This window comes from Actinomadura sp. 1N219 (assembly GCF_044326405.1).
Lineage (GTDB): Bacteria > Actinomycetota > Actinomycetes > Streptosporangiales > Streptosporangiaceae > Spirillospora.
On record NZ_JBIRAY010000009.1, the window covers coordinates 387,822 to 399,437 of the forward strand.

Below are 11,616 nucleotides of genomic sequence, written 5' to 3' on the forward strand. Positions count from 1 at the left end.
CCCGCACGCGGGCATACGGCACGTTCCATGAGAATTTCGGACAACTGCACTCGCCGTCCAACACGGTCGGGCGAGCCGCGCCTTGCTCAGAGGGAAGGGAGACCTTGCGGCGGGGTCAGCTCTCGTCCTGCCGGTCGGCCACCCGCACCGGGCCCCGCACCCGGGAGACGACCGGGTTCGGCTCGCGGGCCTGCGCGAACCGGTCCAGCACCGCGTGCGCGTGCCGCGACCGCCAGCGGTGCGCCGCGACCCGGTGGAACCTCGCGAGCTCCGCGGCCCCGGGACGCGCCGCCCCGGAGAGCGTGTAGCCGTGGTCGAGCAGGCGGGACGCGAGGACGTGCTCGACCAGGTCCGCCTCCGAGCCCCTCAGCCGGTCCCGCCACGCCCCGACGTTGCGGGTGTTGGGCTCCTCGTGCGTGCGCAGATGCCACTTCCGCGCGGACGGCACCGTCCGCCGGGCGTGCCGGTACGCCATGGTCATCTCGGCGTCGTACTCCTCGCCCAGGAAGGCGCACAGCCTCACCAGCGCGGGCTCCGGATCGGTCACGAGGTCCTCGTACCGGAGTTCGTAGAACGTTCCGCTCCCCAGGCGCGGGGCGAGCCGCATCCCCGTGTCGACCGCCTCCCGCCAGGTCAGCGCCGCCGCGTAGATGTCGCCCTCGAACCACGGCATCCGCATCAGCGAGCTCACCGCGTCCCGGCCGTCCCGGACGAGATGGACGAACTGCGCGTCCGGGAACATCCGCCGGAGCATCGGCACCCGGCGGAAGTAGCTCGGGCGCTTGTCTCCCCAGCGCGCCTTGCCGTGCCGCCGCGCGTAGGCGCGGAACACGATCGCGAGCGCGGACCCGAGCGTCGGGGGCCCGTGCACGATCTCCTCGATCACGTCCTCGGCGTCCAGCTCCAGGACCCTGAACTTCGTGTCCCCGCCGCGGGTGATCCACTCGGCCAGCGCCCGCCGGTTCCGCTCGCGCTCCAGATCGCCGAACCGGTGCCGGGCCTCGTACGAGGTGTGCACGAACCTCGTCTCGGACGGGAACGCGATGCGCCGGTGCGAGTGCAGCATCTGCTGGAGCAGCGTCGTCCCGGAACGGGGGCAGCCGAGCACGAAGATCGGGCGGCTGGTCTGCGGATTCATGGGCCGCGAAGGTACCCGCGCCCCCTGAGCCGAAGCCCAAAGCCATCTCAACGCAGCCTGAAAGTTCCTTCCGGAACCGATCCGTTCGTGCGATGGCCCGCTGCGCCGCCCCTTCGCGGGGCGCCTGTTCAGCGCGTCCGTTCAGCGCGTTGCCTCCGGGTGGGGGCAGTCGATGTCGGTGGCGGGCAGGGCGCCGGTGCGCAGGTAGGCGTTGACGACGCGGTCCGCGCACGGGACGGGCGTCAGTCCGTCGGCGGCGCGTCCGTAGACGCCGTGCGAGCGGAGGTCGGCGGAGACCAGGCGGGAGCCCTTGAGCCTGCGGTGCATGGCGACGGCTCCGGCATACGGGACGTTGTTGTCGCGCTTTGCCTGAAGGAGCAGCAACGGGACCCGGTTGCGGACGTCCACGCCGGGTTCGCGCGGCTCGGTCTTCCAGAACGGGCACGGGAAGATGGCGTTGGCCGTCGCCGCGAAGACCGGCTGGGTGCAGCGTGCGCGCTCGATGTCCCGCCAGTACCGCTCGGGGTCGGACGGCCAGCCCCCGGCGGGCCAGCCGCCGTCGCCGCAGAAGATCGCGTTGCCGCTGTTGAACTGGTTGTCGAGGTCGGGGCTCGGGGTGTTGAACACGTCCAGCCACACGCGGAGCTCGGGGATCGGCTCTACCGGACGGCCGGCGGCGGCGTCGACCAGGTTGCGGACGGCCCTGGCCAGCACGTCGTCGTACTCCTCCGTGCCGACGAGCTGGCGCAGGATGAGGCCGAGCGCGCTCGCGTCCAGCGTGTACTCGCCGATGCGGAGCGGACCCTCGTCCACGCGGGCGGACAGGCTCTCGACGGTCGCCCTGACCTGGCGGGGAGTGCGTCCGAGGCGGTAGTCGCCGGCGCGGCGGGCCGTCCAGGCGGCCCATTCGTCCAGGCCCTGCTCCTGGGCCGCGCCGGCGGCCTGGAAGTTCTCGTACTGCGTCATCGCCGGGTCGGTCACGCTGTCGATCACGATGCGGTCGGCGTGCCGGGGGAACAGCTGGGCGTATACGGCACCCAGGTCGGCGCCGTAGGAGATGCCGTAGTAGGACAGCCTGCGCTCGCCCAGGACAGCGCGGATCAGGTCCATGTCGCGGGCGACGTTGCGGCTGGACGCGTGGGGCAGCAGCGCGGCGTTGTTCCCATGCTCGTGGCAGCGCCGCGCAGTGTCGCGCGCGTTCCGCACCGACGCCTCGAACGCCTCGCGCCGTGAGTGCGTCGGCTGCGCCTTCGGGGAGATGCCGCAGTAGATCGGGGTGCTGCGTCCGACGAACCGGGGGTCGAAGCCGATCAGGTCGTACCGGTCCGCGGCGTCCTTCATCGCGGTTCTGATGTGCGCCGCGTAGTCCAGCCCCGGGCCGCCGGGCCCGCCGGGGTTGGCCAGCAGGACGCCGCGGCGGTGCGCGCGGTCCTTGGCCTTGATCCGCGAGATCGCGAGCCTGATGGACGGACCGCCGGGAGCCCCGTAGTCGAGCGGTGCCGTGACCTGCGCACACTCCGCCCCCGCCTTGATCAGTTCGGTGGCGCCGGCCGGACACGCACCCCACTCAAGGCGCTGCCCGAGGTGACCTGCCAGACCTGGGGACGGGACCGGGGACGAGAGTGTGGACCCTTGGGACGGCGAGGGCGGGGGCGAGGACCTGCGCGAGGACGGTTGGGACGGCGAGGCCGCGGACGGTCGGGGTGGCGAGCCCTCGGACGGTCGGGGTCGCGGGCCCTCGGACGGTTGGGGTGGCGAGGCTGCGGCGGTGCCCGTCAGGACGACGAGGCCGGCTGTGGCGATCGCGGTGGCGGCCATCGCGGTGCGTGGGTGGGTCATGGGTTTCGATCCCATCGGCTCCGGGCGCGGAGATCATTACGGCTGGCCCGCGGCTCCTGGTGGGGGCAGCCCCACCGCCTCGGCGTTCCGCCGTTCGGGCGACGCGAATGGCAGGTTCGGCTTCCGGCCATTCCTCGCGCAACGCCATACGATCCAGGAAAGGACTTCCCTTATCGCGAGAAGTAAGCTAGAGTAACGATCGGTGTGCCGGGAAGTCTGGTCGGCGGGACAGGATATGTCTCCGACCAGAAGGAGTTTCATGACTCCCCGGCACTTTTTTGTTGCGCCGCGTCCACCACGGCGCCCCGCCCTCGGCCCCCCGTGCGGCCTGACCGTCGCGGCCTGGGCGAACGCGTTCCCAGATAGCTGAGCCGCGCAACCACTCCACCCCTTACCAGGGTCTTTCTTCGCACCACCTTCCCGCCCGGCGACGGCGTTTTCGGACGTCCCGGCGCGCGGTCAATGACGGCTCGATGCGGAAGCGTGCAATCAAATGGGCGAATTCGTCGACGTGGCGCTCGGTTTCCCGACCGCCCTTTTCACCTTCTCTCTCCTCGTCGTCGCCGGGTACTGGACGCTCGTCCTGCTCGGCGGGCTGGGAACCGACGTCCTCGGCGGCGCGGCCGGTGGCATGCAAGCCGGACGCTGGACGGAGATCAAGGCCGCTTACCAACGTTCCAAAACACTGTCGGGCAATGCCGGGGATCCGTCCGTTGGCGCCCTCCTCCACGTGGCCGACAAACTGTCCGCCATAGAGGAGGCCCTTCGCGGCCCCCGATGGCCGCACCTGGTCCCTCCCGGGGCCCGGGAACCTCTTGACGATCTTCACGGTGGATCCGGAGGATTCAGTCGTCCTTGCCGGGAATCGCCCGGCCGGACGCCCGGAGAGGGGTCCGCGCATGCCGCTCGCCATCGACCGAGACCAGAAGATCGTCTTCGCGCACCGGACGAACTTCGTCGGCAAGCCGACCGGTCCCAGCACCGCGTCGTGGGACTACAAGGGCGAGGAGCACGTGATCGTCCGCCCCGACGACGGGCAGCCCGCGAAGACGTGGCAGGTCAAGTGCAAGGAGTGCGGCAAGAGCCTGGAGTTCACCGTGCACGGCGTCGCGGCCACCCGGCGCCGCCAGGCCCGCTGGCGCGCCATCGCCTGGACGGGGCTCGCCGTCCTCATCGCCGCCGTGGCCGGCTGTTTCGTCATCGGCGGCGCCGCACTGGCGGTCCTGATCCCGGCCGCGATCATCGGGTCGGCCACCGGCTACTACGTCGGCGGGATCGCCTCGGACGAGATGGGCATCAGGGGGCACGGCGCCGGAATGCCGATCGTCGCCAAGCACTCCGTGACGCTCGTCGAGTCCCGTCCCGCGGAGTTCGAGGAGCTCGTCTGCGAGAAGTGCGGGCACGAGGAGCCGTACCGCTGGGGCTCACACCTGCGCAAGGGGTTCGCGGAGCGGCAGTACCGGGAGGCCAAGGCGCGGCTGGACGCCCACACCTGCCGTCCCAAGTAGCCGTTACATCAGGTGTCCGGGGGTGGCGGGATGTCCTTGACGCCGTGCTGCCTGAGCGACATGTCGACGGCCAGGTCCCACCGGTCGGACAGCTCCCGCGACATCGCGTACGCGTCGTCGCACATCGCCGTCGCGATCTCCGCCGTCTCCCGGTCCCCGGCGCGCTGCGCGACGCGCCGCAGCATCTCCCCCGCCGCGATCTGCAGGTGGGCGGCGACGTAGGCGTCCCGCATGTGCTTGCCCGCGGGGTCGCGGCGGCTGCGGCCGAGCCCGCCCTCGACCACCGCCGCGAACAGCATCCCCGCGTCCCGCACGATGGACGGCGCGGACCCGTGCGCCTTCAGCCGGGCCTCGATCGCCCGCGTGTGCGCCCGGGACCGCTCGGCGTAGCGGCCGAGCGGCCGACACATCTCCGGCTCGTTCGCCGCCGTGGTCAGCATCTCGCTGAGGGCGGCCTGCACGTGCTGCTGCAGCGCGTGCGCGTCCTTCAGATAGCCGATCAGCTGCCTGTCGACCGTCGTCATGCGCGAAGCCCCGTCACCTGGACTTCCCCGCGCGACGCATACGGCGCGCGCGGCGCGGCGAGCGCGGGCGGCGCGGCGTCGGCAGCTCCTTGACGATCACGGCGATCACGGCGAGCGCGAACAGCGCGATCATCAGGCGGATCACACCCGGGCCGATGCGGAATCCCTTTCTCATTTCTCACTCCCCTCCCCTGTCGATGCGTGTGTGCTCGTTCCCCTTGCAGGCGGCCGGACGATCCCGTCCGGCCACGTTCATGCGGTCGGCTCCCCCTCGCGAAGCACCTCATGCCCGGAGGACGCCTCGCGGCTAAGGGGCTGCTCGTGACTGGGGGACGCCTCGCGCCCGAGGGACGGCTCACGCTTCGAGGACGGCTCGCGCCCGGCGGACGGCTCACGCTTCGAGGGCGGCTCGTGCCTGGAGGGCGGCTCGTGCCTGTGGGGGATCTCGGTCCTGCGGAGGCCGGGGACGGCCATGAGGTCTCGCCACGTTTCGACGGGTAGCAGCGCCGTTGTCTCGTGGCGCCAGGGGGCCTGGCCGGTGCGGGGCGTCTGGCCGTTGCGGGGCGTGCCGTCCTCGCCGGGGTAGAAGACCGTCCCGTCGAAGGCCAGGTCGAGCGGGACGCCGCCGTCGCCCAGCGCGTGCAGGTGCCGCTCGGCCGCCGCCCGCACGCCGTTCCGGCACGGCAGCGTGAGCGTCAGCTCCGTCCCGCCGCGGAACGTCGGGACCGTGGCGCCGACGCGCGCCCACGACAGGCCGGCGGGCGCGATGGTCACGGTCGTGGTGAGCAGCACGCACTGCACGGGACCGCCGTCCATCCGGCGGAGCCCGACGCGCAGGCTCAGCGCCGGCGCCGCCGCGGCCGTCCCGGCCTTGACGCCGAGCACCTCCAGGCCGAGCTCGGGCGGCCCGTTCATGATCAGCACCTCGGTGGACTGCCCGGCGGAACAGGCACGAAACCCGAGCCGCAATCCCGGGCCGCGGGGATTGGGGAGATTTTCCGGTGCCATTCCGGACCCCTGCCGAAACTTCGCGGACGCGTTGCTTGACCTTGAGCGCACTCCAGCTCGTACGTTCGAGCGCGATCGCCGTTCGGGCGCGATCGCCTTCCGAGGGAGTCATCCGCATGCAGTACCGCAAGCTCGGCCGGACCGGCGTCGAGGTCAGCACCCAGTGCCTCGGCGCGATGATGTTCGGCGACGTCGGCAACCCCGACTACGACGAGTGCGAGCGCATGGTCCACCGCGCGCTGGACGCCGGGATCAACTTCATCGACACCGCCGACATGTACTCCGCCGGGGAGAGCGAGCGGTTCGTCGGACGCGCGATCAAGGATCGGCGGGACGAGGTCGTCCTCGCGACGAAGTTCTTCTTCCCGTCAGGCGAGGACCGCAACAGGCGCGGCGGGTCGCGGCGGTGGATCGTCCAGGCCGTCGAGGACAGCCTCCGCCGCCTCGGCACCGACCACATCGACCTTTACCAGATGCACCGGCGCGACTGGGACACTGATTTGGAGGAGACGCTCGACGCGCTCACCGATCTCGTCCGCCAGGGCAAGGTCCTGTACCTCGGCTCGTCGTGCTACTCCGCCGACCAGATCGTCGAGGCGCAGTGGGCGGCGCAGCGGCGGGGCACGGCGCGGTTCGTCTGCGAGCAGCCGCAGTACTCGATCTTCGCGCGGTCGGTCGAGGAGTTCATGCTGCCCGCGGCGCGGCGGCACGGGATGGGCGTCATCCCGTGGAGCCCGCTGGCCGGAGGCTGGCTGACCGGCAAGTACCGGCGCGGCGAGCAGGCCCCGGCCGGATCCCGGTTCTCCGGGACGTCGCATCCGGCGTGGGAGCGGCGCGCCGTGGACGTGGACCCGAACTCCCCCGCCCGCTACGACGCCGTCGAACGCCTCGCGAAGATCGCCGAGAACGCCGGGCTCTCGCTGACGCATCTCGCGCTGGGCTTCGTCGCCGAGCATCCCGCCGTCACGTCGACCATCATCGGCCCGAAGACGATGGAGCAGCTGGACGACCTGCTCGCCGCCGCCGACGTCAGGCTCGACACCGCCGTCCTGGACGCGATCGACGAGGTCGTCCCGCCGGGAACCGACGTCGCGGGCATCGACCACGGCTCCGGAACCCGCGCCCTGAACCCCGAGAACCGCCGCCGTTCCTCGGCGGATCACCTCTCTGCCATGGGCTGACCGGCCGGGGCGGGGCTCAGGGGCGGGGCTCAGGGGCGGGGCTCAAGGAGGGGGCGGCGGCCGAGGAAGGCGATCAGGCGGTCGCCGGCGGGGGCGTCCGGGGCGGGCTCGACGGGGTCGGCGAACAGCGGGCGGCGCGGAGACTCGGGCACCACCAGCGGGCAGATTCTCAGCAGCTCGTCCGCCAGCGCCGCCGGGATGGGCGACGCCCGGCCCGACGCCTGCGCGATGTCCCAGCCGTGGACGGCCACCTCCATCGCCCCGATCGCGGCCATCAGGTCGCCGCCCAGGTGGCGGTCACCGATCTCGACCCGCTCCGGCGAGCAGGACGCGCGCAGCAGCCGGACGGCGCGCACCCGCACCGCCGACACCGGATCGTCGTCCGGTTCGGGCGGCTCCGGCAGCATCGCGACGCGTCCGAGGCGGATGCCGTCGTGCAGCGCCGCGAGGGAGTCGCGGAGGTGGAGCAGCAGCATCTCCAGGTCCCACGACGCGCACGGCGTGCGGCGGGACATCATGCCCGGCGTGACCGCCTGGACGGAGGTCAGCGCGAAGCCGATCGCGCGCTCCATCAGCCCGCCGTCCAGGGGGACGGGCCGCGGCGCATTCGCCTGCTCGTGCATCCGCGCTCCAATCGTGGTGATGGCCTCTGTTCTGTGGACCATCCGCACGACGGAAATTCATCGGGCGGCACAAATCACGCGAGATCTTCTGCACTCGAAGAGCGAAACGCCACAATCGACCCAATATCCCCCCGTTCGCATCGACCGGGTCCGCTCGGGTCAGGACGCGACGCCGTCCACCATCTGCAGCCGGATCGCGATCGACCGGGCCTCCGGAACGTCGAGCATCTCGAACAGGTCGAGGGCCTGCCGCCAGTGGATCCGGGCGGCGTCGGCGCCGCGGAGCTGCAGGATCGCGCCGGCGATCCCCTCGTGCGCCTTTCCCTCCCCGTACAGGTCGCTGATGTCGTGGGCCAGGGAAAGCGCCTGCTGGTAGTGGTCGAGTGCGGCGGTGCACCGTCCGGAGGCGCGGTGCGCGTCCCCGGCGCCCTGCAACGCCCGCACGCGCTGATGCGGGTCCCCCACTTCTCGCGCCAGCCGTTCCGCGTCCTGATGGTGGACGAGCGCCTCCGTCGGACGGTCCATCAGCAGATACGTCACACCGAGACTGTTGAGCGTGTCCGCGATGTTCCGCCGCTCCCCCGTCGCACGGAATACGGCGATCGCCTCGCGATGGCAGCGCAGCGCCTGCTGATATTCGCCCTTGTACAGATGGACGTTCCCGATGTTGCTCTTGAGAATGGCGTTGTTGCGGCCCTCGTCGATCCGGCCGAAAACGCGGGCCGCCTCCAGGTAATGCTGGACGGCGTCGCGATGGTAGCCGCGCTGCCGCTGCACCTCGCCGAGGTTGTTCAGCGCCGCCGCCTCCCCGCGCTCGTCCCCGGTGCGCCGGTACCCGTCCAGCGAACTCCGCATATGGACCATGGCTTCTTCGTAGCGGCCGAGATACCACAGAGCCATTCCCGCGTGGTCGAGCGCCTCCGCCTCGCCGTGCCGGTCGCCGAGCCAACGGTAGATTCCCTGGGATTCCTGGCAATGCGCGAGCGCCTCACGGTAGCGGCCGGTCGCCAGCAGGTAGATGCCCATCCGGTCGAGCACCTCGGCGGTGGCCGGCCGGTCGTCCGCGGACCGGTTCAGGGCGAGCGCCTGTTCCGCCGCTTCGAGCGCCTCAGCGAAACGTCCGGTGCGCGCGCTGGTGACGCTCAATTCGTGGAGCGTCTGCGCGGTGAACGCCGCGTCGCCTAGTTCGCGTGCCGCCCGGAGGGCTACTTCTTGGGCTTCGCCGGCGCAATCATGGTGCCCGTGCACCTCCAGGTAGCGGGAGAAGAGGTGCACCAGAAGCACACCGTCCTGCTTCCTTTCGTGAGCCATAGCGTGGTGCGCCAGGGCGAGACCGTTGCGCCATTCCTCGTTCATCCATTTCTGTGCCTCGCCGATGCCGGGCGGGGCCGTGTCGGCCGCGGTCCCGTCCGGAATGGGAAGCCTGCGCCGGTGCGGGTGCAAGACGCGGTCCGCGCGATGGACGCATCCGAGGTAGTGGTTCAGCAGGCGTCCGATGGCCCGCCTCCGGTCCCCGTTCGAGTCCTCGGCGAGCGCTCGGGAATGGGCGAAGGCGCGGACGAGGTCGTGCATGCGCAGGCGTCCCGGCCGGTGCTCGTTCACGAGGTGGTGATCGATCAGGGTCGCGACGGCGTCGTCCGCGACGTCCGCCGGGCCTCCGCTCAGGATGGCGGCCGCCCGCGATCCGGTCTCCGGGCACGGGCTCAGGCCCAGCCGCCGGAAGACCGTCCGCTGGTCGTCGGTGAGCGCGCGGTAGGAGAGCTCGAACGCCGCCTCGGCCAGGCCCTCGTCCTCTTCGGGGAGCGCCGGACCGTCGAGGTGGCCGTCCTCGGGGCTCGTCGCGGCGCGTCCGGCGGCCACCCGCAGCGCCACCGGCAACCGGCCGCACCGGTGGACGATGTGGTCGACCTGCTCCGCGTCGAGGCGGTCGCCCGCGATGCCGCGGACCAGCGCGCGTGCCTCGTCCATGCCGAGAACGCCGAGCGGCAGGTAGTTCGCGCCGGGGAGCCCGGCCAGCCGCCGCCTGCTGGTGATCAGGAACCGGGCCGTTCCGGCGGCGACGATCGCGCGGACCTGGTCCACGCCGGTGGCGTCGTCCAGGACGACGATCGCGCGCCGCCCGCCCAGCTCCCGCCGCCACAGCACGACCCGCCCTTCGAGATCGGCCGGAATCCGCTTGGACGGGACGCCGACCTGCCGGAGCAGCTCGGCGAGCGCGGCGTGCGGCGACATCGGCGGCCGCTCCGGATCGTGCCCGCGCAGGTGCAGGTAGAGCTGGGCGTCCGGATACCGGTGCGCGAGCATGCGCGCCGCGCGCATGGCGAGCGCGCTCTTCCCGACGCCCGCCAGGCCGGTGATGACCGAGATCCGCGCGGGAGCGTCGCCGACCTCGGTCCCGGCCCCCGGATGGGTGAGGGCACCGAGTTCCGCGTCCCGTCCGATGAAGTCGTCGGGGCCGGGCGGCATCAGCTCGTCTGGGAACGGCTCGGACGCCTGCGGACCGGCGTCGGCACCCGCCTGGCCGGACGGCGCGGCGGCAGCGGCGGCGGCGCGGCGGTATCGCGGAGTCGCGGCCAGGTCGAGGTCGCGCCGGAGTATCCGCTCGTGGAGGGTGCTGAGCCGCTCCCCCGGTTCCGTGCCCGTCTCGTCCGCGAGCAGCCGGTGGACGCGCCGGTAGACGGCGAGCGCGTCCGCGTGCCGGTCGCACCGGTAGAGCGCGGTCATGAGCAGCGCCGCGGCCCGCTCGTCGAAGGGGTTCGCGGCCGTCAGCCGGGACAGGTCGCCGACGACGACGTCATGGAGCCCGAGCCGCAGCTCCGCCTCGATCCGCTCCAGCTTGGCGGCGTGGAGTTCCTCGCGCAGGCTCGTGCGCAGGTCGCGTGCCCATTCGCCGGGGAGCCCGGCGAGCGGCTCGCCGCGCCAGAGCGCCTCCGCCTCGATGAGCAGCGCGCGGGCGTGCTCGTCGTCCCCGCTGTCGGCGATGGCGCGCGCCTGGCGGCGCAACCGCCGGAACCGGTGGAGGTCGACCGCCTCGGGGTCGAGGGTCAGGACGTAGCCGCCCGGACCGTGCCCTAACGGCGCGTTGTCCGCGTCGGCGTCCCGGAGTCGGCGGCGCAGCCGGGACAGATAGCTCGTCAGCGTCGCGCGCGCCCGCGCCGGCGGGTCGGGCCCCCAGACCTTGGCGGCCAGGGTGTCCGGGGAGACGGTCCGACCGCATTCCACGGACAGGACCGCCAGCACGCAGCTTTCCTTCGGCGAACCGGCGTCCAGCCGCCGACCGTGCACGCTCAACTCGACCGGACCGAGGAGCGCGACCTCCTCCATCTTTCCCTCCGTATGACCCCGTTACGGAAGGTCTCACACGAGATAGCCAACTACCACCCAACTGGGGCGCAAATGAGTGCTTTTGGTATAAATGCACACAACACATCCGGGAACATATGTTCGATAAGCACCTCACCGGACCACTGCCCGAAAAACTGATTCTCCATCCCCCTTGCCCGTTTTGACGGAAATGGACGGTTCCGAAGCGGCCAATCGGACGTCTCCGACAAGACTTCGATAACATCATTTACCCCTCGCGTCCCACCGAAGGGTCTATGCTGGCCATACCGCCCAGCTCCCAGGGACCTCGGGCGTTGAGCAGTTACGGCTTCGGACACGTGCGGCGCACGCACATGCCGAAAAGCCTTCACATAGATCGGAGCACCATGCTTCCAATATTCATTTGGTGACAAAAGACCGGGGGGATCTCGTGAGAGTTTCACCCCGGTCTTTCATTGGTGCTCACCAATC

At 71.4% G+C, this 11,616-nt stretch carries 10 protein-coding genes; 2 read left to right on the forward strand and 8 right to left on the reverse strand.

Translation table 11 applies throughout. The features are described 5' to 3' along the window. Window positions 1-115: 115 nt before the first annotated feature. The 3 genes from ACH35V_RS27025 to ACH35V_RS27035 form a co-directional block, all read right to left on the reverse strand. Complete coding sequence (locus ACH35V_RS27025; RefSeq protein ID WP_395976224.1) at window positions 116-1,138, reverse strand: sulfotransferase family protein; 1,023 nt, start codon at window positions 1,136-1,138, stop codon at window positions 116-118. 141 nt (window positions 1,139-1,279) lie between these two features. Then, a complete protein-coding gene (locus ACH35V_RS27030) occupies window positions 1,280-2,977 on the reverse strand; it encodes an alpha/beta hydrolase (protein ID WP_395976226.1) in 1,698 nt (565 codons plus the stop codon). A gap of 391 nt (window positions 2,978-3,368) precedes the next feature. Beyond that, window positions 3,369-3,806: a hypothetical protein gene (locus ACH35V_RS27035; RefSeq protein WP_395976228.1), complete on the reverse strand. Its 438-nt coding sequence runs from the start codon at window positions 3,804-3,806 to the stop codon at window positions 3,369-3,371. A 70-nt stretch (window positions 3,807-3,876) separates the two neighbouring features. Between ACH35V_RS27035 and ACH35V_RS27040 the strand changes: the two genes are divergently transcribed. Further along, window positions 3,877-4,485, forward strand: coding sequence for a hypothetical protein (locus tag ACH35V_RS27040; RefSeq protein WP_395976230.1), 609 nt, complete (start codon window positions 3,877-3,879; stop codon window positions 4,483-4,485). A gap of 8 nt (window positions 4,486-4,493) precedes the next feature. Here the strand turns inward: ACH35V_RS27040 and ACH35V_RS27045 are convergent, their stop codons facing one another. The 3 genes from ACH35V_RS27045 to ACH35V_RS27055 all read right to left on the reverse strand — a co-directional run bounded on the left by ACH35V_RS27045 (window position 4,494) and on the right by ACH35V_RS27055 (window position 5,924). Continuing rightward, on the reverse strand, window positions 4,494-5,009 hold the full coding sequence (locus ACH35V_RS27045) for a DUF892 family protein (RefSeq protein ID WP_395976232.1): 516 nt from the start codon (window positions 5,007-5,009) through the stop codon (window positions 4,494-4,496). Window positions 5,010-5,022: 13 nt separating this feature from the next. Beyond that, entirely contained in the window at window positions 5,023-5,184 is a 162-nt protein-coding gene (locus ACH35V_RS27050) for a hypothetical protein (RefSeq protein ID WP_395976234.1), read from the reverse strand. A 77-nt stretch (window positions 5,185-5,261) separates the two neighbouring features. After that, window positions 5,262-5,924 (reverse strand): DUF6084 family protein, encoded by a 663-nt coding sequence (locus tag ACH35V_RS27055; RefSeq protein ID WP_395976236.1) that lies wholly within the window; start codon window positions 5,922-5,924, stop codon window positions 5,262-5,264. Between the two features lie 209 nt (window positions 5,925-6,133). Here ACH35V_RS27055 and ACH35V_RS27060 point away from each other — a divergent pair, with 209 nt between their 5' ends. Continuing rightward, the gene (locus tag ACH35V_RS27060) at window positions 6,134-7,198 is read left to right on the forward strand and encodes an aldo/keto reductase (protein ID WP_395976238.1); all 1,065 of its coding nucleotides are present in this window, start codon (window positions 6,134-6,136) and stop codon (window positions 7,196-7,198) included. A 29-nt stretch (window positions 7,199-7,227) separates the two neighbouring features. Here the strand turns inward: ACH35V_RS27060 and ACH35V_RS27065 are convergent, their stop codons facing one another. Together ACH35V_RS27065 and ACH35V_RS27070 are read right to left on the reverse strand one after the other, a co-directional pair. After that, on the reverse strand, window positions 7,228-7,821 hold the full coding sequence (locus ACH35V_RS27065) for a TIGR03086 family metal-binding protein (RefSeq protein WP_395976240.1): 594 nt from the start codon (window positions 7,819-7,821) through the stop codon (window positions 7,228-7,230). Between the two features lie 159 nt (window positions 7,822-7,980). Continuing rightward, a complete protein-coding gene (locus tag ACH35V_RS27070) occupies window positions 7,981-11,145 on the reverse strand; it encodes an AfsR/SARP family transcriptional regulator (protein WP_395976242.1) in 3,165 nt (1,054 codons plus the stop codon). Window positions 11,146-11,616: the final 471 nt, after the last annotated feature.